This is a genomic window from Flavobacterium sp. CR10 (genome assembly GCF_055814415.1).
In genome coordinates this window covers 354,931-376,309 of sequence record NZ_CP185985.1, presented here as the reverse complement: position 1 = coordinate 376,309, position 21,379 = coordinate 354,931, and the positions used below count along the sequence as shown (strand labels likewise).

35 protein-coding genes are annotated in these 21,379 nt (G+C 34.2%); 34 read left to right on the top strand and 1 reads right to left on the bottom strand.

Annotated features, from left to right (window positions below):
• Window positions 1-2 precede the first annotated feature (2 nt).
• The 31 genes from rplW to ctlX all read left to right on the top strand — a co-directional run bounded on the left by rplW (window position 3) and on the right by ctlX (window position 18,514).
• Window positions 3-293 carry a 50S ribosomal protein L23 gene (gene rplW, locus ACNRYB_RS01835; RefSeq protein ID WP_008464286.1) on the top strand — a complete coding sequence of 97 codons (291 nt, stop codon included), beginning with the start codon at window positions 3-5 and terminating at the stop codon, window positions 291-293.
• A gap of 9 nt (window positions 294-302) precedes the next feature.
• Window positions 303-1,127: a 50S ribosomal protein L2 gene (gene rplB, locus ACNRYB_RS01830; RefSeq protein WP_008464287.1), complete on the top strand. Its 825-nt coding sequence runs from the start codon at window positions 303-305 to the stop codon at window positions 1,125-1,127.
• Window positions 1,128-1,133: 6 nt separating this feature from the next.
• Complete coding sequence (rpsS, locus tag ACNRYB_RS01825; protein ID WP_008464288.1) at window positions 1,134-1,412, top strand: 30S ribosomal protein S19; 279 nt, start codon at window positions 1,134-1,136, stop codon at window positions 1,410-1,412.
• Window positions 1,413-1,420: 8 nt separating this feature from the next.
• A complete protein-coding gene (gene rplV, locus ACNRYB_RS01820; protein WP_007803631.1) occupies window positions 1,421-1,834 on the top strand; it encodes a 50S ribosomal protein L22 in 414 nt (137 codons plus the stop codon).
• 5 nt (window positions 1,835-1,839) lie between these two features.
• Window positions 1,840-2,598: a 30S ribosomal protein S3 gene (rpsC, locus tag ACNRYB_RS01815; RefSeq protein ID WP_008464292.1), complete on the top strand. Its 759-nt coding sequence runs from the start codon at window positions 1,840-1,842 to the stop codon at window positions 2,596-2,598.
• Between the two features lie 19 nt (window positions 2,599-2,617).
• On the top strand, window positions 2,618-3,043 hold the full coding sequence (rplP, locus tag ACNRYB_RS01810) for a 50S ribosomal protein L16 (RefSeq protein WP_008464295.1): 426 nt from the start codon (window positions 2,618-2,620) through the stop codon (window positions 3,041-3,043).
• 12 nt (window positions 3,044-3,055) lie between these two features.
• Window positions 3,056-3,247, top strand: coding sequence for a 50S ribosomal protein L29 (gene rpmC / locus ACNRYB_RS01805; RefSeq protein WP_008464297.1), 192 nt, complete (start codon window positions 3,056-3,058; stop codon window positions 3,245-3,247).
• 17 nt (window positions 3,248-3,264) lie between these two features.
• Window positions 3,265-3,525, top strand: a complete 261-nt coding sequence (gene rpsQ, locus ACNRYB_RS01800) for a 30S ribosomal protein S17 (protein ID WP_008464298.1) — start codon at window positions 3,265-3,267, stop codon at window positions 3,523-3,525.
• A 2-nt stretch (window positions 3,526-3,527) separates the two neighbouring features.
• Window positions 3,528-3,896, top strand: a complete 369-nt coding sequence (gene rplN, locus ACNRYB_RS01795) for a 50S ribosomal protein L14 (protein WP_007803649.1) — start codon at window positions 3,528-3,530, stop codon at window positions 3,894-3,896.
• Window positions 3,897-3,907: 11 nt separating this feature from the next.
• Window positions 3,908-4,222: a 50S ribosomal protein L24 gene (gene rplX / locus ACNRYB_RS01790; protein WP_008464300.1), complete on the top strand. Its 315-nt coding sequence runs from the start codon at window positions 3,908-3,910 to the stop codon at window positions 4,220-4,222.
• Between the two features lie 2 nt (window positions 4,223-4,224).
• On the top strand, window positions 4,225-4,776 hold the full coding sequence (gene rplE / locus ACNRYB_RS01785; RefSeq protein ID WP_008464302.1) for a 50S ribosomal protein L5: 552 nt from the start codon (window positions 4,225-4,227) through the stop codon (window positions 4,774-4,776).
• Window positions 4,777-4,779: 3 nt separating this feature from the next.
• The gene (gene rpsN / locus ACNRYB_RS01780) at window positions 4,780-5,049 is read left to right on the top strand and encodes a 30S ribosomal protein S14 (RefSeq protein WP_008464305.1); all 270 of its coding nucleotides are present in this window, start codon (window positions 4,780-4,782) and stop codon (window positions 5,047-5,049) included.
• A gap of 78 nt (window positions 5,050-5,127) precedes the next feature.
• Window positions 5,128-5,526, top strand: a complete 399-nt coding sequence (gene rpsH / locus ACNRYB_RS01775; protein ID WP_008464306.1) for a 30S ribosomal protein S8 — start codon at window positions 5,128-5,130, stop codon at window positions 5,524-5,526.
• A gap of 19 nt (window positions 5,527-5,545) precedes the next feature.
• The gene (gene rplF, locus ACNRYB_RS01770; RefSeq protein ID WP_129747959.1) at window positions 5,546-6,088 is read left to right on the top strand and encodes a 50S ribosomal protein L6; all 543 of its coding nucleotides are present in this window, start codon (window positions 5,546-5,548) and stop codon (window positions 6,086-6,088) included.
• An 11-nt stretch (window positions 6,089-6,099) separates the two neighbouring features.
• On the top strand, window positions 6,100-6,450 hold the full coding sequence (rplR, locus tag ACNRYB_RS01765; protein ID WP_008464310.1) for a 50S ribosomal protein L18: 351 nt from the start codon (window positions 6,100-6,102) through the stop codon (window positions 6,448-6,450).
• A 3-nt stretch (window positions 6,451-6,453) separates the two neighbouring features.
• Entirely contained in the window at window positions 6,454-6,978 is a 525-nt protein-coding gene (gene rpsE, locus ACNRYB_RS01760) for a 30S ribosomal protein S5 (protein WP_085949269.1), read from the top strand.
• 11 nt (window positions 6,979-6,989) lie between these two features.
• Window positions 6,990-7,172, top strand: a complete 183-nt coding sequence (rpmD, locus tag ACNRYB_RS01755) for a 50S ribosomal protein L30 (protein WP_008464315.1) — start codon at window positions 6,990-6,992, stop codon at window positions 7,170-7,172.
• 11 nt (window positions 7,173-7,183) lie between these two features.
• Window positions 7,184-7,636 (top strand): 50S ribosomal protein L15, encoded by a 453-nt coding sequence (gene rplO, locus ACNRYB_RS01750; RefSeq protein ID WP_008464317.1) that lies wholly within the window; start codon window positions 7,184-7,186, stop codon window positions 7,634-7,636.
• Window positions 7,637-7,649: 13 nt separating this feature from the next.
• On the top strand, window positions 7,650-8,996 hold the full coding sequence (gene secY, locus ACNRYB_RS01745; RefSeq protein WP_008464318.1) for a preprotein translocase subunit SecY: 1,347 nt from the start codon (window positions 7,650-7,652) through the stop codon (window positions 8,994-8,996).
• Window positions 8,997-9,004: 8 nt separating this feature from the next.
• On the top strand, window positions 9,005-9,220 hold the full coding sequence (gene infA / locus ACNRYB_RS01740; protein ID WP_007136545.1) for a translation initiation factor IF-1: 216 nt from the start codon (window positions 9,005-9,007) through the stop codon (window positions 9,218-9,220).
• A 12-nt stretch (window positions 9,221-9,232) separates the two neighbouring features.
• Window positions 9,233-9,349: a type B 50S ribosomal protein L36 gene (gene ykgO / locus ACNRYB_RS01735; protein ID WP_002987490.1), complete on the top strand. Its 117-nt coding sequence runs from the start codon at window positions 9,233-9,235 to the stop codon at window positions 9,347-9,349.
• Between the two features lie 2 nt (window positions 9,350-9,351).
• The gene (gene rpsM / locus ACNRYB_RS01730; protein ID WP_008464322.1) at window positions 9,352-9,726 is read left to right on the top strand and encodes a 30S ribosomal protein S13; all 375 of its coding nucleotides are present in this window, start codon (window positions 9,352-9,354) and stop codon (window positions 9,724-9,726) included.
• 8 nt (window positions 9,727-9,734) lie between these two features.
• Complete coding sequence (gene rpsK / locus ACNRYB_RS01725; RefSeq protein ID WP_008464324.1) at window positions 9,735-10,118, top strand: 30S ribosomal protein S11; 384 nt, start codon at window positions 9,735-9,737, stop codon at window positions 10,116-10,118.
• A 92-nt stretch (window positions 10,119-10,210) separates the two neighbouring features.
• Entirely contained in the window at window positions 10,211-10,816 is a 606-nt protein-coding gene (gene rpsD, locus ACNRYB_RS01720; RefSeq protein ID WP_008464326.1) for a 30S ribosomal protein S4, read from the top strand.
• Window positions 10,817-10,837: 21 nt separating this feature from the next.
• Window positions 10,838-11,830 (top strand): DNA-directed RNA polymerase subunit alpha, encoded by a 993-nt coding sequence (locus ACNRYB_RS01715; RefSeq protein WP_008464329.1) that lies wholly within the window; start codon window positions 10,838-10,840, stop codon window positions 11,828-11,830.
• Window positions 11,831-11,892: 62 nt separating this feature from the next.
• Window positions 11,893-12,384 (top strand): 50S ribosomal protein L17, encoded by a 492-nt coding sequence (gene rplQ / locus ACNRYB_RS01710; RefSeq protein ID WP_008464331.1) that lies wholly within the window; start codon window positions 11,893-11,895, stop codon window positions 12,382-12,384.
• A 245-nt stretch (window positions 12,385-12,629) separates the two neighbouring features.
• Window positions 12,630-13,739, top strand: a complete 1,110-nt coding sequence (gene carA, locus ACNRYB_RS01705) for a glutamine-hydrolyzing carbamoyl-phosphate synthase small subunit (protein ID WP_111364448.1) — start codon at window positions 12,630-12,632, stop codon at window positions 13,737-13,739.
• A 111-nt stretch (window positions 13,740-13,850) separates the two neighbouring features.
• On the top strand, window positions 13,851-15,143 hold the full coding sequence (gene eno, locus ACNRYB_RS01700; protein ID WP_008464336.1) for a phosphopyruvate hydratase: 1,293 nt from the start codon (window positions 13,851-13,853) through the stop codon (window positions 15,141-15,143).
• 153 nt (window positions 15,144-15,296) lie between these two features.
• Window positions 15,297-16,574, top strand: coding sequence for a citrate synthase (locus ACNRYB_RS01695; protein WP_008464338.1), 1,278 nt, complete (start codon window positions 15,297-15,299; stop codon window positions 16,572-16,574).
• Between the two features lie 62 nt (window positions 16,575-16,636).
• Entirely contained in the window at window positions 16,637-17,551 is a 915-nt protein-coding gene (locus ACNRYB_RS01690; protein WP_111424380.1) for a dimethylarginine dimethylaminohydrolase family protein, read from the top strand.
• Between the two features lie 27 nt (window positions 17,552-17,578).
• The gene (ctlX, locus tag ACNRYB_RS01685) at window positions 17,579-18,514 is read left to right on the top strand and encodes a citrulline utilization hydrolase CtlX (protein ID WP_473729069.1); all 936 of its coding nucleotides are present in this window, start codon (window positions 17,579-17,581) and stop codon (window positions 18,512-18,514) included.
• A gap of 74 nt (window positions 18,515-18,588) precedes the next feature.
• Here ctlX and ACNRYB_RS01680 read toward each other — a convergent pair whose 3' ends face one another.
• Window positions 18,589-19,215, bottom strand: a complete 627-nt coding sequence (locus ACNRYB_RS01680; RefSeq protein ID WP_129748007.1) for a MarC family NAAT transporter — start codon at window positions 19,213-19,215, stop codon at window positions 18,589-18,591.
• 153 nt (window positions 19,216-19,368) lie between these two features.
• Between ACNRYB_RS01680 and ACNRYB_RS01675 the strand changes: the two genes are divergently transcribed.
• The 3 genes from ACNRYB_RS01675 to ACNRYB_RS01665 all read left to right on the top strand — a co-directional run bounded on the left by ACNRYB_RS01675 (window position 19,369) and on the right by ACNRYB_RS01665 (window position 21,373).
• Window positions 19,369-19,734, top strand: a complete 366-nt coding sequence (locus tag ACNRYB_RS01675; RefSeq protein ID WP_473729068.1) for a CoA-binding protein — start codon at window positions 19,369-19,371, stop codon at window positions 19,732-19,734.
• A 153-nt stretch (window positions 19,735-19,887) separates the two neighbouring features.
• Window positions 19,888-20,508 carry a recombination mediator RecR gene (gene recR, locus ACNRYB_RS01670; protein ID WP_129747956.1) on the top strand — a complete coding sequence of 207 codons (621 nt, stop codon included), beginning with the start codon at window positions 19,888-19,890 and terminating at the stop codon, window positions 20,506-20,508.
• Between the two features lie 73 nt (window positions 20,509-20,581).
• On the top strand, window positions 20,582-21,373 hold the full coding sequence (locus tag ACNRYB_RS01665; protein ID WP_129747955.1) for a polysaccharide biosynthesis/export family protein: 792 nt from the start codon (window positions 20,582-20,584) through the stop codon (window positions 21,371-21,373).
• Window positions 21,374-21,379: the final 6 nt, after the last annotated feature.

Here is a 21,379-nt window from a genome sequence, read left to right as displayed (position 1 = left end):
ATATGAGCATCATAATTAGACCTATAGTAACGGAAAAAGTAACCAAAGAAAGTGAAGTTCTAAACCGCTTCGGATTCGTTGTTAACAAAAAAGCAAACAAAGTTGAGATTAAGAAAGCTGTAGAGGCTGCTTATGGAGTGACTATCGTTTCTGTTAACACAATGAATGTGAGACCAGATAGATCTACTAAATACACTAAAAGTGGTTTAATCAGTGGAAAGACAAATGCATACAAAAAAGCAATTGTTCAAGTACAAGAAGGAGAAACAATTGATTTTTACAACAATATCTAAGATAGAAAAATGTCAGTAAGAAAATTAAAACCTATTACCCCGGGTCAGCGATTTAGAGTTGTGAATGGTTATGACGCTATTACAACTGATAAGCCGGAACGCTCTTTGATAGCACCGATAAAAAACTCAGGAGGTAGAAATAGTCAAGGAAAGATGACCATGCGTTATACGGGTGGTGGTCACAAGCAGAGATATCGTATCATCGATTTCAAAAGAACTAAAGATGGAATTCCAGCTACAGTGAAATCAATCGAATACGATCCAAATCGTACTGCATTTATTGCTTTATTAGCTTATGCTGATGGAGAGAAAACTTATATTATCGCTCAAAACGGATTGAAAGTGGGTCAGAAATTAGTTTCTGGACCAGAGTCTCAACCAGAGATCGGTAATACTTTGCCTTTAAGCAGAATTCCTCTTGGAACTGTTATATCTTGTATTGAGTTACGTCCAGGACAAGGAGCTGTTATCGCTCGTTCAGCTGGAACTTTTGCTCAGTTAATGGCAAGAGACGGGAAATACGCAACAATTAAAATGCCATCAGGTGAGACAAGATTAATCTTGTTGACTTGTTCAGCTACAATTGGAGCTGTTTCTAACTCTGACCACCAATTAGTTGTATCTGGTAAAGCGGGTAGAACAAGATGGTTAGGAAGAAGACCTAGAACTAGACCAGTAGCGATGAACCCTGTTGATCACCCTATGGGAGGTGGTGAAGGACGTTCTTCTGGAGGGCACCCACGTTCAAGAAACGGATTGCCAGCTAAAGGTTACAGAACTCGTTCTAAGAAAAACCCGAGTAACAAGTATATCGTAGAACGTAGAAAGAAATAATAAGATATGGCACGTTCATTAAAAAAAGGACCTTTCGTTCATTATAAATTAGACAAGAAAGTTCAAGAAAACGTAGAAAGTGGTAAAAATGCAGTTGTTAAGACTTGGTCTAGAGCTTCAATGATTACACCAGATTTCGTTGGACAAACTATCGCAGTTCATAACGGTCGTCAATTTGTACCAGTTTACGTAACAGAAAACATGGTAGGTCACAAATTAGGAGAGTTTTCACCAACTAGATCTTTTAGAGGTCATGCTGGAGCAAAAAATAAAGGTAAAAAATAAAAGAAGCAATGGGAGTTCGTAAAAGAGAAACAGCAGATGCGAGAAAAGAGGCTAATAAGTCTATCGCTTTCGCAAAATTGAATAACTGCCCTACTTCACCTAGAAAAATGCGCTTAGTAGCGGACTTGGTAAGAGGTCAGAAGGTAGAAAGAGCACTTAACATTTTAAGATTCAGTTCTAAAGAAGCTTCAAGAAAATTAGAAAAACTATTATTATCTGCAATCAATAACTGGGAGCAAAAAAATAGTGAAGGTAATTTAGAAGAAGCTGGATTATTTGTTAAAGAGATCAGAGTAGATGGTGGAATGATGTTAAAAAGACTTCGTCCAGCTCCACAAGGTCGTGCACACAGAATAAGAAAACGTTCTAATCACGTAACAATCGTGCTTGGAGCTATCAATAACACACAAAGCAATTCTTAAGCAGCATGGGACAAAAGACAAATCCAATTGGAAATAGACTTGGTATCATCAGAGGATGGGACTCAAACTGGTATGGTGGAAATGATTACGGCGATAAATTAGCTGAAGATCACAAAATCAGAAAGTATATCCACGCTCGTTTATCAAAAGCTAGTGTATCTAAAGTAATCATCGAGAGAACTTTGAAACTTGTAACCGTTACTATCACTACTGCTAGACCTGGTATCATTATCGGAAAAGGTGGACAAGAGGTAGATAAGTTAAAAGAAGAACTTAAGAAAGTTACTGACAAAGAGGTTCAAATCAACATCTTTGAAATTAAAAGACCTGAGCTAGATGCTTATCTTGTGGCTACAAGCATCGCTCGTCAAATCGAAAGCCGTATTTCTTACAGACGTGCAATCAAAATGGCTATTGCTGCTTCTATGCGTATGAACGCTGAAGGTATAAAAGTTTTGATTTCTGGTCGTTTAAATGGTGCTGAGATGGCGCGTTCAGAAGGTTTTAAAGAAGGTAGAATTCCTCTATCAACTTTCAGAGCTGACATTGATTATGCTTTGGCTGAAGCTCATACTACTTACGGTAGAATGGGTATCAAAGTATGGATCATGAAAGGTGAAGTTTACGGTAAGAGAGAACTTTCTCCACTTGCTGGAATGGACAAAAAACAATCTGGTACAGGTGGTGGAAAAGGTGGAGATGCTCCTAGAGGCAAATCTAACTTTAACAAAGGTGGAAAACCAGACGCTCGTAAAAGAAAGTAAATTTTTAAACTAAAGAAAAATGTTACAGCCTAAAAGAACAAAATACCGTAAGGTACAAAAAGGTAGAATGAAGGGTAACTCTCAAAGAGGGCATGAACTTTCAAATGGAATGTTTGGTATTAAATCTGTACATGAAGATGGAATGTTCTTAACATCTCGTCAAATCGAAGCTGCACGTATCGCTGCAACTCGTTACATGAAGAGAGAAGGACAATTATGGATTAAAATTTTCCCAGACAAACCTATCACTAAGAAACCTCTTGAAGTACGTATGGGTAAAGGTAAAGGAGCAGTTGAGTATTGGGCTGCTGTTGTTAAACCAGGAAGAATTATGTTTGAAGTTGGAGGGGTTCCATTGTCAGTTGCAAAAGAGGCTTTACGTCTTGCAGCTCAAAAACTTCCAGTAAAAACTAAGTTCGTCGTTGCTAGAGATTTCGAAGCATAATTTATATTTATTATGAAACAATCAGAAATAAAAGATCTTTCTGCAGCGGAGTTGCAAGAAAAGCTTAGTCAAACTAAGAAAGTATATGCTGACCTAAAAATGGCTCACGCTATTTCTCCAATTGCTAACCCACTTCAAATCAGAAGCGTTAGAAGAACAGTTGCAAGACTAGCTACAGAGTTAACTAAAAGAGAGTTACAATAATTGTATTCTGCTGAAAGATGGAAGAAAAAAGAAATTTAAGAAAAGAAAGAATAGGTGTTGTTACTTCAAATAAGATGGATAAATCTATCGTTATTTCTGAAGTAAGAAAAGTAAAACACCCATTATACGGTAAGTTCGTGTTGAAAACTAAAAAATACGTTGCACACGACGAAAAAAACGACTGTAACATTGGTGATACTGTAAGAATTAGCGAAACGCGTCCTTTAAGTAAAACAAAATGTTGGAGATTAGTTGAAATCTTAGAAAGAGCTAAATAATTATGGTACAACAAGAATCAAGACTAAAAGTAGCAGATAACACGGGAGCTAAAGAAGTTTTAACTATTCGTGTTTTAGGAGGTACTAAAAGAAGATATGCCTCTGTTGGTGACAAAATTGTAGTTTCTATCAAAGATGCAACTCCAAACGGAAACGTGAAAAAAGGAGCTGTTTCAACTGCAGTTGTTGTGCGTACTAAAAAAGAAGTGAGAAGAGCTGATGGTTCTTATATCCGTTTCGATGACAATGCATGTGTTCTTTTGAATGCTGCAGGGGAAATGAGAGGAACTCGTGTTTTTGGTCCGGTAGCAAGAGAACTTCGTGAAAAACAATTCATGAAAATTGTATCATTAGCACCAGAAGTGCTTTAATTCGTTTTAAGATGATAAAGCTAAAAATAAAATCAGGAGATATCGTAAGAGTTATTGCTGGAGACCATAAAGGTGCTGAAGGTAAAGTTTTACGTGTTTACCGTGAAAAAAACAAAGCGATAGTTGAAGGTGTTAACTTGGTTTCAAAACACACTAAACCAAGTGCTAAAAACCCTCAAGGTGGTATCGTTAAGAAAGAAGCTTCTATTCAAATTTCTAACATTGCTTTAATTGATCCTAAAACTAAGGAGACAACTAGAGTAGGTATCAGAGTAGAAGGAGATAAGAAAGTAAGATTTTCAAAAAAATCTAATCAAGTACTATAGTAATGGCATATACACCTAGACTAAAAGAAGAATATAAGAGTAGAGTAATCTCTGCTCTTAAAGAAGAGTTCGGATATACAAACGTAATGCAAGTTCCTAAACTTGAAAAAATCGTTTTGAGCCGTGGAGTTGGTGCAGCTGTATCTGATAAAAAACTTATTGACTATGCAGTTGATGAGTTAACAAAGATCACTGGACAAAAAGCAGTATCTACAATTTCTAAGAAAGACGTTGCGTCTTTCAAATTAAGAAAAGGGATGCCTATTGGAGCAAAAGTAACTTTACGTGGAGAAAGAATGTATGAGTTTTTAGATAGACTGATTACTTCTGCTTTACCACGTGTTAGAGATTTCAATGGTATTAAGGCTACTGGTTTTGACGGAAGAGGTAACTACAATCTTGGAGTTTTAGAGCAAATCATTTTCCCAGAAATTGATATTGACAAAGTAAACAAAATTTCAGGAATGGATATTACATTTGTTACTACTGCAAAAACAGACAAGGAAGCGAAGTCATTATTGGCTGAATTAGGATTACCTTTTAAAAAGAATTAAGACATGGCTAAAGAATCAATGAAAGCCCGCGAGGTGAAAAGAGAGAAAACGGTAGCTAAGTATGCTGAGAAGAGAAAAGCTTTATTAGAAGCTGGAGACTATGAAGGTTTACAAAGATTACCAAAAAACGCTTCACCTGTTCGTTTGCATAACCGTTGTAAATTGACTGGAAGACCAAGAGGTTACATCCGTCAATTCGGTATTTCACGTGTAACTTTCCGTGAAATGGCTAACAATGGATTAATTCCAGGTGTGAAAAAAGCAAGCTGGTAATTTAAAAAAGTTTATAAATTGATTAAAGGTTCAGGAAGCGGGGTGCTTCCTGAAAACCATAATCGCAATCAAATACATATGTATACAGATCCTATTGCAGATTATTTGACTAGAGTTCGTAACGCTGTGGCTGCAAACCACAAAGTTGTTGAAATTCCAGCTTCTAATCTTAAAAAAGAGATAACTAAGATCTTATTTGATCAAGGTTACATCTTAAGTTACAAATTTGAGCAGAACACAGTTCAAGGTTCTATCAAAATTGCTTTAAAGTATGATAAAGATACTAAAGAGCCTGTAATTAAAGATATCCAAAGAATTAGTAAACCTGGTTTACGTAAATATGCAGGTGCTGCCAAATTACCAAGAATCCTTAACGGATTAGGAATTGCTATCGTTTCTACATCAAAAGGTTTGATGACTGGAAAACAAGCGAAGCAATTAAATGTAGGTGGTGAAGTAATTTGTTACGTATACTAATTTTTAAAGACTAAATAAGATGTCAAGAATAGGTAAAAGTCCAATTGTAATCCCTGCTGGTGTAACTGTTGAAGTTAACGAAGGTGTTGTTACAGTAAAAGGAAAGAAAGGTCAACTAACTCAGGAGTTCTCGGACGTAACTGTAAAAGTTGAAGGCGATCAGATTTCAGTTGAAAGATCGTCTGATTATAAAGACCAAAGAGCAAAACACGGATTATACAGAGCTTTAATCAATAACATGATTTTAGGTGTATCTGAAGGTTTTACAAAAGAACTTGAATTAGTTGGAGTTGGTTATAGAGCTTCAAACCAAGGTCAAAAATTAGATTTAGCTCTTGGATATTCTCACAATATTGTTTTAGAAATTGCTCCAGAAGTATCTTTAGAAACAATATCTGAAAAAGGTAAGAACCCTATCGTAAAATTAACATCATTTGATAAACAACTTTTAGGTCAAGTTGCTGCGAAAATCAGAAGTTTCCGTAAGCCTGAGCCATACAAAGGAAAAGGTGTTAAATTTGTGGGTGAAGTATTAAGAAGAAAAGCAGGTAAATCAGCTTAAAATATAAGATTATGTCATTAACAAAATCTGAAAGAAGACAGAGAATTAAATTCAGAATTAGAAAATCGGTTAGTGGTACTGCTGCAAGACCTAGACTTTCTGTTTTTAGAAGTAATAAAGAAATTTACGCTCAAATCATTGATGATGTAAATGGAGTTACTATCTTAGCTGCATCTTCTAGAGAAAAAGAAATAGGAAAAGGTACTAACGTTGAAGTAGCTGCTGCTGTTGGAAAACTAGTTGCAGAGAAAGCGTTAAAAGCTGGGATTGATACCATCACTTTTGACAGAGGTGGATATTTATATCACGGTCGTATTAAATCATTAGCAGAAGGCGCAAGAGCCGCTGGACTTAAATTCTAATATATTATGTCTAAATACAAAAATGTAGAATTGGTAAAACCTAGTGGTCTTGAATTAAAAGATCGTCTAGTTAGTGTGAATCGTGTTACTAAAGTTACAAAAGGAGGTAGAGCTTTTGGTTTTTCTGCTATTGTAGTTGTAGGTGATGAAAATGGAGTAGTTGGTCACGGATTAGGAAAATCTAAAGATGTTTCTGAAGCAATTGCGAAAGCAGTAGAAGATGCTAAGAAAAACTTAGTGAGAATTCCTTTGAATGGTCAATCTGTTCCTCACGAACAAAAAGGTAAATTTGGTGGTGCGCGTGTATTCTTAATTCCTGCATCTCATGGTACAGGAGTTATCGCTGGTGGAGCTGTTCGTTCAGTTCTTGAGTCAGTAGGTATTCACGATGTATTGTCTAAATCTCAAGGATCATCAAATCCACATAACGTAGTTAAAGCAACTTTTGATGCTTTATTACAAATGAGAAGTGCTCATACTGTTGCAAAACAGAGAGGTGTTTCTTTAGAGAAAGTTTTTAAAGGTTAATTCAGGAAATTATGGCTAAATTATTAGTAAAACAAGTAAGAAGCAAAATCAACTGTCCTCTTTCTCAAAAGAGAGGGTTGGAAGCTTTAGGTCTACGTAAAATTGGACAAGTTGTGGAGCATGAGTCAAATCCTGCTATCCTTGGGATGATAAACAAAGTTAAACACTTAGTTTCTGTTGAAGAAGCTAAATAACAAATACTGTTATGAATTTAAGTAACTTACAACCTGCTGAGGGATCTACACACAATCAAAATAAAAGATTAGGTAGAGGAGAAGGTTCTGGAAAAGGTGGTACTGCTGCACGTGGACACAAAGGAGCAAAATCTCGTTCTGGTTATTCTAAAAAGATTGGTTTTGAAGGAGGTCAAATGCCACTTCAAAGACGTGTACCTAAGTTTGGTTTCAAAAACATCAATCGTAAAGAATACGAAGGTGTTAATTTAGATACTCTTCAATTATTAGTTGATAACGGTGTAATTACTGATTCTGTATCAATGGCAGATTTCGTAGCAAATCGTCTAGCTTCTAAAAATGAAATCGTTAAGATTTTAGGTAGAGGAGAATTGAAAGCAAAATTAAAAGTAACTGCCCACAAATTTACTGCTACTGCAAAAGCTGCTATTGAGGCTGCTGGTGGAGAAGCTGTAACTATATAACTTATCTATTAAGATGAAGAAATTTATTGAATCAATAAGTAATGTTTGGAAAATCGAAGAACTAAAGAATAGAATCTTAATTACTTTAGGATTGCTTTTAGTATATCGTTTTGGAGCACACGTTACGCTTCCTGGAATTGACGCAACGCAATTGACTGGTTTAGCGGGACAAACTAAAAATGGTCTAGGATCTATTCTAGACATGTTCACCGGGGGTGCTTTCTCTAAGGCTTCAGTTTTTGCCTTAGGTATCATGCCTTATATTTCTGCGTCTATTGTTGTTCAGTTGATGGGAATTGCGATTCCATATTTACAAAAACTTCAAAATGATGGGGAAAGTGGTAGAAAAAAGATTAATCAAATCACTCGTTGGTTGACAATCGCTATCACATTGGTTCAAGGTCCAACTTATATCTATAATTTATACAGAACATTGCCTAGTAATGCATTTTTGCTAGGCTTTAATTCACCTGAATTTTTGTTCTCGTCTGTTATCATTTTAGTTACTGGTACAATTTTTGCTATGTGGCTTGGTGAGAAAATTACAGATAAAGGTATTGGAAATGGTATTTCATTGTTAATTATGGTTGGTATTTTAGCTCGTTTACCGCAAGCTTTTATCCAAGAGTTTACAACTCGTGTTACCAATAACAATGGAGGTCCAATGTTATTAGTTATTGAAATTATTGTGTGGCTGTTAGTTATCATTTCTTGTGTATTGCTTACAATGGCAGTACGTAAAATCCCAGTACAGTATGCTCGTCGTACTACAACTGGAGATTACGAACAAGATTTGGCAGGAGGTAATAGACAATGGATTCCTCTAAAGCTTAATGCTTCTGGAGTTATGCCAATCATTTTTGCTCAGGCAATTATGTTTATCCCTGCAGCTGTGGCTGGATTGTCTAAATCAGATACATCACAATCTATTGTTGGTGCATTTAGTAATATGTTTGGTTTCTGGTATAATTTTGTTTTTGCAACTTTAATTATTGTATTTACATTCTTTTATACTGCAATCACCGTTCCTACTAACAAAATGGCTGATGATTTAAAAAGAAGCGGTGGTTTTATTCCAGGCGTTCGTCCAGGAGCAGAAACTTCTGATTTCCTTGATAAAGTGATGTCTTTAATAACTTTCCCAGGATCTTTATTCCTTGCTTTGATTGCTGTGTTCCCAGCTATTGTTGTAAGTATTATGGATGTACAACAATCTTGGGCAATGTTTTTTGGAGGTACCTCATTAATAATTATGGTTGGTGTTGCAATAGATACTATTCAACAGATCAATTCATACTTGTTAAACAAACATTATGATGGTTTAATGAAGACTGGTAAAAATAGAAAAGCAGTAGCTTAATATTATTTATGGCAAAACAATCAGCAATAGAACAAGACGGATCAATTATAGAAGCATTGTCAAATGCTATGTTCCGTGTAGAGTTAGAAAATGGACATATTGTAATTGCTCATATTTCTGGTAAAATGCGAATGCATTACATCAAATTATTACCTGGTGATAAAGTGAAACTAGAAATGAGTCCTTACGATTTGTCAAAAGCAAGAATTACTTATCGATATTAAAGGATATTCACTATGAAAGTTAGAGCATCAGTAAAAAAGAGAAGTGCCGAGTGCATTATCGTGCGTAGAAAAGGGAGACTGTACGTAATAAACAAAAAGAATCCTAGATTTAAACAAAGACAAGGATAATTATGGCAAGAATAGCAGGGGTAGATATCCCAAAAAACAAAAGAGGTGTTATTGCACTTACCTATATCTTCGGATTAGGAAAAAGTAGAGCTATTGAGATTTTAGAAAAAGCTCAAGTTAGCCAAGATAAAAAAGTTCAAGATTGGAATGATGATGAAATCGGAGCAATTCGTGAAGCTGTTTCATTTTACAAAATTGAAGGAGAATTACGTTCTGAAATTTCTTTAAACATTAAACGTTTAATGGATATTGGATGTTACAGAGGAATTCGTCACAGATCTGGTCTTCCATTAAGAGGACAAAGAACTAAAAACAACTCAAGAACAAGAAAAGGTAAAAGAAAAACTGTTGCTAACAAGAAAAAAGCAACTAAATAATAAGTAATATGGCTAAAGCAACTGCAAAAAAACGTAAAGTTATCGTTGAATCAACGGGTGAGGCTCATATTTCTGCCACTTTTAATAACATTATTATTTCTTTGACTAATAAGAAAGGTGAAGTTATCTCTTGGTCTTCAGCTGGTAAAATGGGTTTCAGAGGTTCTAAAAAGAACACTCCTTATGCAGCTCAAATGGCAGCAGAAGATTGCACTAAAGTAGCACTTGAGGCAGGACTTAAAAAAGTGAAGGTTTATGTAAAAGGACCAGGTAACGGACGTGAGTCTGCTATCCGTTCTATTCATAACGGTGGAATCGAAGTTACTGAAATTATTGATGTTACTCCAATGCCACACAACGGATGTCGTCCTCCAAAAAGACGTAGAGTTTAATTTTTTATTTTTATAGTATAATCAAGGTAGAACATAAATTATCGAAGGATTAGACCTGAATTCATAATTTCTACCTTAAAATTTTTTTTAAAATGGCAAGATATACTGGTCCTAAAACCAAAATCGCTCGTAAATTTGGCGAGGCAATCTTCGGAGATGATAAATCTTTCGAAAAAAGAAATTACCCACCTGGACAACACGGGATGGCTAAAAAAAGAGGAAAAAAATCTGAGTACGCTGTTCAGTTAATGGAAAAGCAAAAAGCTAAATATTCTTATGGAATTTTAGAAAAACAATTCAGAAATTTATTCGAAAAAGCATCAGCGACTAAAGGAGTAACTGGTGAAGTTCTATTACAATTATGCGAAGCAAGATTAGATAATGTTGTTTTCAGAATGGGAATTGCTCCATCTAGAAGAGGTGCGCGTCAAATCGTTTCTCACAGACACATTACTGTAAATGGAGAGGTAGTTAATATTCCTTCTTACCACCTTAAGCCTGGTGATAAAGTTGCAGTTCGTGAAAAATCTAAATCTTTAGAAGCTATCGAACGTTCTTTATCAAATTCAAGTCATGTTTATGAATGGATTACTTGGAACAATGATCTTAAAGAAGGAACTTTCGTTTCTGTACCTGCAAGACTTCAAATTCCAGAAAACATTAAAGAACAATTAATCGTAGAGTTGTACAACAAATAATAATTGACTTAGTCGAAATTTATGGCAATATTTAATTTTCAAAAGCCCGATAAAGTTATCATGATCGATTCAACCGATTTTGAAGGTAAATTTGAATTTAGACCTTTGGAACCTGGTTACGGATTGACAGTTGGTAATGCACTTAGAAGAGTTTTGCTTTCAGCATTAGAAGGTTATGCAATTACATCTGTTCGTATCGAAGGTGTAGATCATGAGTTTTCTACTATTTCAGGTGTTGTTGAAGATGTTACCGAAATTATCCTTAATCTAAAACAAGTACGTTTCAAACGTCAGATCGAAGATATCGATAATGAATCAGTTACTATTTCTGTTTCTGGTAAAGATCAATTAACAGCAGGTGATTTTCAGAAATTTATTTCAGGTTTCCAAGTTCTAAATCCAGACCTTGTTATCTGTAACTTAGATTCTAAAATCAAATTGAATTTCGATTTAACTATCGAAAAAGGTAGAGGATACGTGCCTGCTGAAGAGAACAAAAAACAGAATGCTGCAATTGGAACGATTTTTACAGATTCTATTTTTACTCCGGTAAAAAATGTAAAATATGCAATCGAAAATTTCCGTGTTGAGCAAAAGACGGATTACGAAAAATTAGTTTTTGAAATCAAAACTGATGGATCTATCAATCCTAAAGATGCTCTTACTGAAGCTGCTAAAGTTTTAATTCACCATTTCATGTTATTCTCTGACGAAAGAATTACACTTGAGGCTGACGAAATTGCACAAACAGAATCGTATGATGAAGAGTCATTGCATATGAGACAATTGCTTAAAACTAAGCTTGTTGATATGGATTTATCTGTGAGAGCATTAAATTGCTTGAAAGCGGCTGAAGTTGATACACTTGGTGATTTAGTATCGTTCAATAAAAATGACCTAATGAAATTCCGTAATTTTGGTAAAAAATCTTTAACTGAGCTTGATGAACTTGTTGCAGTGAAGAATTTAACTTTCGGAATGGATTTAGCTAAATACAAATTAGATAAAGAATAATTTACTTCATATTTTGCTCTCCATGGTGGATTGTAGCAAGATGAAGATAAAAAAAACACGTCATGAGACACGGAAAAAAATTCAACCACTTAAGCAGACAGACTGGACATAGAAAAGCTATGTTGGCTAATATGGCTTGTTCTCTTATCGAGCACAAACGTATTAACACTACTGTTGCTAAAGCTAAAGCGCTTAAACAATTTGTTGAGCCTTTAATTACAAAATCAAAAGAGGATACGACTCACAATCGTCGTATTGTTTTTGCTTACTTACGTAACAAATACGCTGTAACTGATTTGTTCAGAGATGTTGCTGCTAAAGTAGGTGACCGTCCAGGTGGATACACACGTATCATTAAAGTTGGAAATCGTTTGGGAGATAACGCTGATATGGCGATGATCGAACTTGTTGACTTCAATGAACTTTACAACGGAGGTAAAAAAGAAGTTAAAAAAGCGAAAAGCCGTCGTGGTGGTAAAGCTAAAAAAGCTGAAACTGCTGCTCCTGAAGCCCCTGCTGCTGAATCAGAAACGACTACTGAAGCTTCTGAATAATTATGAAAGTAATCATTCTATAAAAATCAAGGATAAACTAATTTTTAGTTTATCCTTTTTTTTTGATTTTTTTGGAACTGCAGAAATGTAACTTATTTAAAATGATAGGTTTTATTTTTATGAGTGAAAGTTTTAAAAAATCTTGGAAGGGCTATTTTAAAGAAGTAAATTTGCAAAATTCTAATTACACTTAAAACCTTGATTAGGTTTTATAACTTGATTAAAAAAACAATACAAATTAAATAATGAAATACACAACACGACAAAGCGCCATTTTATTACTTAGTGACGGAACAATCTTTCACGGAAAATCTATCGGAATTAGCGGTAAAACTTTTGGTGAAGTTTGTTTTAATACTGGAATGACTGGGTATCAGGAAATTTTTACTGATCCTTCTTATTTTGGGCAAATAATGGTTGCTACAAATACACATATCGGAAACTATGGTGTTAATGATTCTGAAGTGGAATCTGATAGTATTAAAATTGCCGGTTTAGTTTGTAAAAACTTCAGTTTTAATTATTCTAGAGAAAATGCTTCTGGAAGTTTAGAAGATTATTTTGCTAAACAAAATTTAATCTGTATTTCTGATGTTGATACTCGTGCACTTGTAAGTTACATTCGTGATAACGGTGCTATGAATGCTGTTATTTGTACAGATGGAACTTCTATAGAAGACTTGAAGAAAGAATTGGCTAATGTGCCAAATATGGAAGGTTTAGAGTTGGCATCAAAAGTTTCTACTAAAGAACCATATTTCTTTGGTGACGAAAATGCTACTTACAAAATCTCGGCTTTAGACCTAGGTATCAAAAAGAATATCTTGAGAAATCTTGCAAAAAGAGATTGTTACATTAAGGTGTATCCTTTTGATTCAACTTATAAAGATATGTCGGAGTTTAATCCAGATGGATATTTCTTGTCAAATGGACCTGGGGATCCAGATCCTTTATTTGGAGCAATTCAGGTGGCAAAAGAAATTTTAGCAGATAATAAACCTTTGTTCGGAATCTGTTTGGGACACCAAGTAATTGGTCTGGCAAATGGAGTTGAAACGTATAAAATGTTTAACGGACACCGAGGAATTAATCACCCAGTTAAAAACATCATTACAGGTAAAGGTGAAATAACTTCTCAAAATCACGGGTTCGCTGTTAGAAAAGAGCAATTAGAAAATCATCCAGAATTAGAAATTACCCACGTACATTTAAACGATGGAACTGTTGCTGGAATGCGAATGAAAAATAAAAATTGCTTTTCTGTGCAATATCACCCAGAGGCTAGCCCTGGCCCACATGATTCGTCATATTTGTTTGACCAATTTGTAGAGAATATTAAAAGTAGCAAAGCCTAAAACGATGTAGTTAATAAATAAACGGGTTTAATGACTAAAGCTCGTTTATAGTATTAAATATTTTTATAATTTCGAAAAAAAAATATAATTTATTAATAAAAAACAAAAATAATGAGTATTATAATTAAAGTTCACGCAAGACAAATTCTTGATTCTAGAGGTAATCCTACTATTGAAGTTGATGTAGTAACTGAAAATGGAGTTTTAGGTAGAGCTGCTGTTCCATCTGGAGCATCAACTGGAGAGCACGAAGCTGTTGAATTACGTGATGGAGGTAAAGCTTATCTAGGTAAAGGTGTTTTGAATGCAGTGAATAATGTAAATACTATTATTGCTGAAGAATTAGTTGGAACTTCTGTTTTCGAACAAAACACAATTGACCAATTAATGATTGATTTAGATGGTACTCCAAACAAATCTAAATTAGGAGCTAATGCTATTTTAGGAGTTTCTTTAGCTGCTGCAAAAGCTGCTGCTAACGAACTTGGTTTACCATTATACAGATACGTAGGCGGTGTTTCTGCTAACACACTTCCTGTTCCAATGATGAATATCATCAATGGAGGTTCTCACTCTGATGCACCGATCGCATTCCAAGAGTTTATGATTTTCCCAGTAAAAGCAACTTCTTTTACACATGCAATGCAAATGGGAACTGAAATTTTCCACAACTTGAAAAAAGTATTACACGACAGAGGTCTAAGTACTGCTGTAGGTGATGAAGGAGGTTTTGCTCCAAACTTAGCAGGTGGAACAGAAGATGCTTTAGATACTATCAAATTAGCTGTTGAAAAAGCTGGATATTCTTTCGGAGACGAAATTATGATTGCTCTTGACTGTGCTGCTTCTGAGTTTTATGTAAACGGTAAATACGATTACACTAAATTTGAAGGTGAAACAGGAAAAATCAGAACTTCTGCTGAGCAAGCTGAATACTTAGCTGAACTTGCTGCTAAATATCCAATTATCTCTATCGAAGACGGTATGTACGAAGATGATTGGGATGGATGGAAAGCTTTAACTGAAAAAATTGGAGATAAAGTTCAATTGGTTGGAGATGATTTATTTGTTACTAATGTTGCTCGTTTGTCAACTGGTATTGAAAAAGGAATTGCTAACTCAATCTTAGTAAAAGTAAACCAAATTGGTACTTTAACTGAAACAATTGCTGCAGTAAACATGGCTAAAAATGCTGGGTATACATCTGTAATGTCTCACCGTTCTGGAGAAACTGAAGATAATACAATCGCAGACTTAGCTGTTGCTTTGAACTGTGGGCAAATTAAAACAGGTTCTGCTTCTCGTTCAGATCGTATGGCTAAGTACAACCAATTATTAAGAATTGAAGAAGAACTAGGAAGTACAGCTTATTTTCCTGGTTTAAATGCTTTTAAAATCAAATAATTCTACAAATTATATATTGGAAAAAAACATCCGCCGAGGCGGATGGTTTTTTTTTGGACTTTTAACAAATTCATAGCAGTATTCTTTTTTTAATTAGTCTTAAATTCATTAGATTTGATAAATTATTATTTAAAGAATTATTTCCAGTATATTATGTCAAAAATAGCTACATTAGAAATAGATGGTAAAAAGGTTGAGCTTCCAGTAATCACAGGGAGTGAAAACGAATCAGCTATCGATATCAACAAATTACGTGATTTAACAGGTTATATTACACTTGATCCAGGTTATAAGAATTCAGGATCTTGTACAAGTGAAATCACCTTCCTAGATGGAGAAGAAGGAATTTTACGTTACAGAGGATATTCGATCGAAGATCTTGCTGAAAAAGCTAGTTTCTTAGAGGTCTCATATCTTTTGATTTTTGGTGAATTGCCTACTGCTGCACAATTAGAAGACTTTGAAAATGGTATTAAAAAGCATTCTTTGGTAAACGAAGAAATGAAAAATATCATTGACGGTTTCCCTAAAACAGCTCACCCAATGGGAGTGTTATCTGCTTTAACAAGCGCTTTAACAGCTTTTAATCCTAAAGCGGTTAACGTTGATAACGAAAAAGAAATGTACGAAGCTATTTGTAAAACAATGGCAAAATTTTTAGTGATTGCTACATGGACTTACAGAAAATCTATGGGTTATCCTTTAAATTACTATGATAATACAAAAGGTTATGTAGAAAGCTTTATGCAATTAATGTTTAAATTGCCTACAGGACCTTATGCAGCAAATCCAGTAATCGTAAATGCGTTAGATAAATTATTCATTCTTCACGCAGATCACGAACAAAACTGTTCTACATCTACAGTTAGAATGGTAGGTTCTTCTCATGCTGGTTTATTTGCTTCAGTTTCGGCAGGAGTTTCTGCACTTTGGGGACCACTTCACGGTGGAGCAAACCAAGCGGTACTTGAAATGCTTGAAGAAATTAACAAAGACGGTGGAGATACAGATAAGTTTTTAGCGAAAGCGAAAGATAAAAATGATCCATTCCGTTTAATGGGATTCGGACATAGAGTTTATAAAAACTTTGACCCGAGAGCTAAAATCATCAAAAAAGCAGCAACAGAAGTATTAGAAACTTTAGGTGTTGAAGATCCGATTTTAGATATTGCAAGAAAATTAGAAAAAGCTGCTCTTGAAGATGAGTACTTCAAATCAAGAAACTTATATCCAAATGTTGACTTCTATTCTGGAATTATCTACAGAGCTTTAGGAATTCCAACTGATATGTTTACTGTAATGTTTGCTATTGGAAGATTACCAGGTTGGATTGCGCAATGGAAAGAAATGCGTGAAAATAAAGAGCCAATCGGAAGACCAAGACAAATTTATACAGGACATCCTTTAAGAGAATTTAAGTCTAATAAATAAAAAACGAAAGCTTCACTTTACTGTGAAGCTTTTTTTATATTTGCTCAAAATATAATAAAGTTATGTTGCAATTAAATGTAAAGAACGAAACGTCTCGGCTTCGTGCTGTAGTTCTGGGTTCTGCTGTTCATAATGGTCCAACTCCAACTATAGAAGAGGCTTATGACCCTAAATCATTGGAACATATTAAAGCAGGAACTTATCCTGTAGAAAAAGATATGGTTGCTGAAATGGAAGCTTTTAATGCTGTTTTTCAGAAATATGATGTAACTGTTTATCGTCCAGAAATGATTGAAAATTACAATCAGATTTTTGCTCGTGATATTGGATTTGTAATTGACGATGTTTTTGTAAAATCTAACATTCTGCCGGATAGAGAACGCGAATTGGATGCGATTCAATATGTAATTGATCAGATTGATCCCTTAAAAGTGGTTCGTCCTCCAGAAGAAGTTCATATTGAAGGAGGAGATGTCATGCTTTGGAATGATCATATTTTTATTGGAACCTATAAAGGAAGCGATTATAAAGATTATATTACTGCAAGAACGAACATGCATGGTGTAAATTATATCAAATCTCTGTTTCCTAATAAAATTGTAAAGGAGTTTGATTTAGTAAAATCTAAGTTAGAAGCAAGAGACAATGCTCTGCATTTAGACTGCTGTTTTCAGCCTGTTGGAAAAGATAAAGGAATTATCTATAAAAGAGGTTTTCGTGAAGAAGCAGATTATCTTTATCTAGTAAAACTTTTCGGAAAAGAAAACTTATTCCATATCGAAAGAAATGAAATGTATAATATGTTTTCGAATGTGTTTTCAATTGATGAAAATGTAGTGGTTTCTGAAAAGAATTTTACAAGATTGAACAACTGGCTTCGTGAAAATGGTTTTACGGTTGAAGAGATTCCGTATGCTGAAATTTCAAAACAAGAAGGTTTATTGAGATGTTCAACTTTGCCATTAATTAGAGACTAAAAACTAGTTTCAAAAAAAATATAAAAAATGAAACAAACTACTAATGCTATCGTGATGATTCGCCCAGTTGCATTCAGAATGAATGAACAGACGGCAGTCAATAATTATTATCAAAAGGTATTAGACGGACTTTTGCCAAGTACTGTTAATGCTAAAGCACAGCAGGAGTTTGATGCTTTTGTAGAAAAGCTAAGAGCGGTTGGTGTTGATGTAACAGTTGTTGATGACAATTTAGAGACTGATACTCCAGATAGTATTTTTCCAAACAATTGGGTTTCATTTCATGAAAATGGAGATGTAGCGCTTTATCCAATGTTTGCTGAAAATCGTCGTCAAGAACGCCGTGAAGATATTTTGGATACTTTGGAAGAAAAAGGATTTGAAATTTCTAATATCATGGATTATACTTCTGCAGAAGAAGACGGTATTTTCTTAGAAGGAACGGGAAGTTTGTTATTGGATCGTGCAAACGGAAAAGCATATTGTGCTTTATCTCCAAGGGCAGATGAAGAATTGTTTATAGAATTCTGTGAAGATTTTGATTATGCTCCAGTTATTTTCGAAGCTTTTCAAACTGTTGATGGCGAACGCAAATTAATTTATCACACTAACGTGATGATGTGTTTAGGTGAAACTTTCGCAGTTATTTGTGCAGATTCTATTGATGATAAGAAAGAGCGCAAAATGGTTTTGGATAATCTGAAAGAAGATAAGAAAGAGATCATTTTAATTACAGAAGATCAGGTAAATAATTTTGCTGGAAATATGCTTGAAGTTCGCGGAAAAGATGATAAGAGATATATTGTGATGAGTGCTTCTGCACACCAGAGTTTGACTCCAAAACAAATTGTGCAGCTGGAAAATCATGCAGAAATTTTAAGTTCAAGTTTGGATACGATTGAAGCTTGCGGAGGAGGAAGTGCTAGATGTATGATGGCCGAAGTTTTCTTGCCAAGAAGTTAAAAGAAAATATTTGGTAAAAAGAAAGGGATAAAGGCATTAGATTTATCCCTTTCTTTTTTAGAATATGATTTGAGCTAGAAATTTCCTTTTATAATATTAACGATGGCACTTACAATGTATTGAATGCCGATAGAAATAACTATAAAACCAACAATTCTTGAAATAGCAACAATTCCTGATGCTCCTAAAATTCTAGCTAAATAATGTGCGCTTTTTAAAATAGCAAAAATGGCTACAGCAATAGCTAAAATAGCTAGCGAAGAAATTATGATTTCATTTATTTCGTGGTGTTCTTGATAAAACGCTATTAAAAGGGACATAGATCCTGGTCCGGCAAGCATTGGTATTGCTAATGGTGTAAGAGCGATATCATTTCTTTGTTGCGCCTCATTTTCAATTTTTTTGTTGATTCCTCGTTTTTTGTTGAATTTACCTGAGAGTAAAGAAAATCCAGAATTAACAATTACGATTCCGCCAGCGATTCTTAAGGCATCAATGCTAATGCCGAAGAAAGTTAGAACATATTGGCCAATAAAATATGAAACCAATAATATGATAAAAACGTTAATAGCAGTCCAAAGAGAAATTCTAGATCTTTCTTTTTGCGAATCATGTTGTGTTAATCCGACGAAAATGGGTACTGTTCCTATTGGATTTAATACCGAAAACAATGCGGCAAATAGATAAATGAATAATTCCATATGATATTGGTTAGTGAAGTAAATGTAGTTATTTTTTGATGCTTTTGCATGAAAATATGTTATGATTATGTTTTTATTGGTTATCGATTCTGAATCAAAGATGTAGGACTTAATCATTCTTTTTTGATTACTTTTGCAGTCTAAATAAAAACTATGAAAAGTAAAAAAACATTAGTTATAGGAGCATCTACAAATCCTGAACGTTACTCTTTTAGAGCTGTTAATATGTTGGTTGGTAAAGGGCATTCAGTATTAGCAATTGGACAAAAAGCGGGAGAGGTTGCAGGAGTGAAAATTCAGACTAAGACAATGCCAGTTAAAAATATCGATACCATTACTTTGTATCTAAATCCTGTTCGTCAAAGAGATTATTATAATTATATTATAGAATCGCATCCTAAACGTGTAATTTTTAATCCAGGAACAGAAAACCCAGAATTCTATCAATTGTTAGAGTCTAATAGTATTGATGTAGAAGTTGCTTGCACCTTAGTTTTGTTAGCTACAAATCAATATTAAATTTTCGAAATATCTTAGAAATAGGTTTTTGAAAAATGCATTTATTTTGGATAGAAAAGAAAGGGGTTTCGTAATAATTTTTAAATATCGTTAAGGCTTGAATTTAATGGCTGTAGTGTAGGCTTAACCATTAAAAGTATTACATTTGTCGTCATGGAATTTTCATCAAAATTAATTGAAAAAGCAGTAAACGAAATGTCGCAATTGCCAGGTATTGGCAAACGTACAGCACTTCGATTGGTTCTTCATTTGTTAAAACAACCTAAGGAACAAACGGCCTTTTTATCGCAAGCATTATTAAATATGCGAGAGGATATTAAATTTTGTGAAAGTTGCTATAATATTTCTGATACTAAAATTTGTGAAATTTGCGCTAATCCAATTAGAAATCACGAGACAATATGTATTGTCGAAGATATTAGAGATGTGATGGCGATAGAAAATACTGGACAGTTTAAAGGAATATATCATGTCCTTGGCGGGAAAATTTCTCCAATTGAAGGAGTTGGCCCCAATCAGTTGAATATTTCTAGTTTAGTGACAAAAGTGAAATCTGGAAATGTAGCGGAGATTATTTTTGCATTAAGCTCAACTATGGAAGGAGATACAACAAATTTTTACATCTATAAACAAATTGCAGATTCTGATATTATAATTTCAACAATCGCAAGAGGAATTTCGGTTGGAGATGAATTGGAATATGCGGACGAAATAACATTAGGACGAAGTATTTTACACAGAGTCCCTTTTGAAAAAACATTTAAAAATAATTAACAAAGCCCCAAACAAAAGTTAGGTTTTCCTGAATATTAAATGGAAAAGCTATACTTGCCATAAAATTGAACGAATGACAAAAAAAAGCTTTTTTCTATTCTTATTAATTTCAGTATTACTTACATCATGTATTCCTATTAAAGATCTGGTTTATCTTCAAGATAAAGATGGTTCAAACGAACAAACAGCGATTGCAGCAGTCGAATCAAAACCATATAGATTACAGGTAAATGATATTTTAAAAATCAATATAAAGGCAATTGATCCGAAATTGGTTTCCATTTTTAATACGACAGAGGACGAAGGAGGGCAAGCAGGAAGAAGTGAATCGGCTTTATATTTTGATGGTTTTACAGTTGATGATCACGGAAATATTAGAATGCCAATTTTAGGAGAGATAAATGTAATAGGTTATACTCTTGAAGAAGTTCGTGTAAAAATTGAAAAAAAATTATTGGAGGAATATTTTAAAAGTGAAGCTAATATTTTTGTTACAGTTAAGTTGGCTGGTTTCAGATATACTATTAATGGGGAAGTTGGAAGTACAGGAACCAAAACATTATTTAAGGATAATGTAACCATTTTGGAAGCTGTTGCAAATGCGGGGGACATAACAACAGTTGGTAATAGAAAAGAGGTGACCGTAATTCGTCAAAGTCCTACTGGTGTACAAATGCACGATATTGATCTTACAGATGTTAATGTAATGAAGTCGCCTTATTATTATTTACAACCAAATGATTATATCTATGTAAAACCATTGAGACAAAAAACTTGGGGAACAGGTCAGACGGGAATACAATCTATAGGGACAATAATTACATTGTTATCTCTGGCTACAACAGTTTACCTAATAATAAAATAAAAAATA

Bases quoted from the DNA above. Each gene is read 5' to 3' on its own strand.
- rplW (WP_008464286.1), top strand. From the start codon at position 3: ATGAGCATCATAATTAGACCTATAGTAACGGAAAAAGTAACCAAAGAA.
- rplB (WP_008464287.1), top strand. From the start codon at position 303: ATGTCAGTAAGAAAATTAAAACCTATTACCCCGGGTCAGCGATTTAGA.
- rpsS (WP_008464288.1), top strand. From the start codon at position 1,134: ATGGCACGTTCATTAAAAAAAGGACCTTTCGTTCATTATAAATTAGAC.
- rplV (WP_007803631.1), top strand. From the start codon at position 1,421: ATGGGAGTTCGTAAAAGAGAAACAGCAGATGCGAGAAAAGAGGCTAAT.
- rpsC (WP_008464292.1), top strand. From the start codon at position 1,840: ATGGGACAAAAGACAAATCCAATTGGAAATAGACTTGGTATCATCAGA.
- rplP (WP_008464295.1), top strand. From the start codon at position 2,618: ATGTTACAGCCTAAAAGAACAAAATACCGTAAGGTACAAAAAGGTAGA.
- rpmC (WP_008464297.1), top strand. From the start codon at position 3,056: ATGAAACAATCAGAAATAAAAGATCTTTCTGCAGCGGAGTTGCAAGAA.
- rpsQ (WP_008464298.1), top strand. From the start codon at position 3,265: ATGGAAGAAAAAAGAAATTTAAGAAAAGAAAGAATAGGTGTTGTTACT.
- rplN (WP_007803649.1), top strand. From the start codon at position 3,528: ATGGTACAACAAGAATCAAGACTAAAAGTAGCAGATAACACGGGAGCT.
- rplX (WP_008464300.1), top strand. From the start codon at position 3,908: ATGATAAAGCTAAAAATAAAATCAGGAGATATCGTAAGAGTTATTGCT.
- rplE (WP_008464302.1), top strand. From the start codon at position 4,225: ATGGCATATACACCTAGACTAAAAGAAGAATATAAGAGTAGAGTAATC.
- rpsN (WP_008464305.1), top strand. From the start codon at position 4,780: ATGGCTAAAGAATCAATGAAAGCCCGCGAGGTGAAAAGAGAGAAAACG.
- rpsH (WP_008464306.1), top strand. From the start codon at position 5,128: ATGTATACAGATCCTATTGCAGATTATTTGACTAGAGTTCGTAACGCT.
- rplF (WP_129747959.1), top strand. From the start codon at position 5,546: ATGTCAAGAATAGGTAAAAGTCCAATTGTAATCCCTGCTGGTGTAACT.
- rplR (WP_008464310.1), top strand. From the start codon at position 6,100: ATGTCATTAACAAAATCTGAAAGAAGACAGAGAATTAAATTCAGAATT.
- rpmD (WP_008464315.1), top strand. From the start codon at position 6,990: ATGGCTAAATTATTAGTAAAACAAGTAAGAAGCAAAATCAACTGTCCT.
- rplO (WP_008464317.1), top strand. From the start codon at position 7,184: ATGAATTTAAGTAACTTACAACCTGCTGAGGGATCTACACACAATCAA.
- secY (WP_008464318.1), top strand. From the start codon at position 7,650: ATGAAGAAATTTATTGAATCAATAAGTAATGTTTGGAAAATCGAAGAA.
- infA (WP_007136545.1), top strand. From the start codon at position 9,005: ATGGCAAAACAATCAGCAATAGAACAAGACGGATCAATTATAGAAGCA.
- ykgO (WP_002987490.1), top strand. From the start codon at position 9,233: ATGAAAGTTAGAGCATCAGTAAAAAAGAGAAGTGCCGAGTGCATTATC.
- rpsM (WP_008464322.1), top strand. From the start codon at position 9,352: ATGGCAAGAATAGCAGGGGTAGATATCCCAAAAAACAAAAGAGGTGTT.
- rpsK (WP_008464324.1), top strand. From the start codon at position 9,735: ATGGCTAAAGCAACTGCAAAAAAACGTAAAGTTATCGTTGAATCAACG.
- rpsD (WP_008464326.1), top strand. From the start codon at position 10,211: ATGGCAAGATATACTGGTCCTAAAACCAAAATCGCTCGTAAATTTGGC.
- ACNRYB_RS01715 (WP_008464329.1), top strand. From the start codon at position 10,838: ATGGCAATATTTAATTTTCAAAAGCCCGATAAAGTTATCATGATCGAT.
- rplQ (WP_008464331.1), top strand. From the start codon at position 11,893: ATGAGACACGGAAAAAAATTCAACCACTTAAGCAGACAGACTGGACAT.
- carA (WP_111364448.1), top strand. From the start codon at position 12,630: ATGAAATACACAACACGACAAAGCGCCATTTTATTACTTAGTGACGGA.
- eno (WP_008464336.1), top strand. From the start codon at position 13,851: ATGAGTATTATAATTAAAGTTCACGCAAGACAAATTCTTGATTCTAGA.
- ACNRYB_RS01695 (WP_008464338.1), top strand. From the start codon at position 15,297: ATGTCAAAAATAGCTACATTAGAAATAGATGGTAAAAAGGTTGAGCTT.
- ACNRYB_RS01690 (WP_111424380.1), top strand. From the start codon at position 16,637: ATGTTGCAATTAAATGTAAAGAACGAAACGTCTCGGCTTCGTGCTGTA.
- ctlX (WP_473729069.1), top strand. From the start codon at position 17,579: ATGAAACAAACTACTAATGCTATCGTGATGATTCGCCCAGTTGCATTC.
- ACNRYB_RS01680 (WP_129748007.1), bottom strand. From the start codon at position 19,215: ATGGAATTATTCATTTATCTATTTGCCGCATTGTTTTCGGTATTAAAT.
- ACNRYB_RS01675 (WP_473729068.1), top strand. From the start codon at position 19,369: ATGAAAAGTAAAAAAACATTAGTTATAGGAGCATCTACAAATCCTGAA.
- recR (WP_129747956.1), top strand. From the start codon at position 19,888: ATGGAATTTTCATCAAAATTAATTGAAAAAGCAGTAAACGAAATGTCG.
- ACNRYB_RS01665 (WP_129747955.1), top strand. From the start codon at position 20,582: ATGACAAAAAAAAGCTTTTTTCTATTCTTATTAATTTCAGTATTACTT.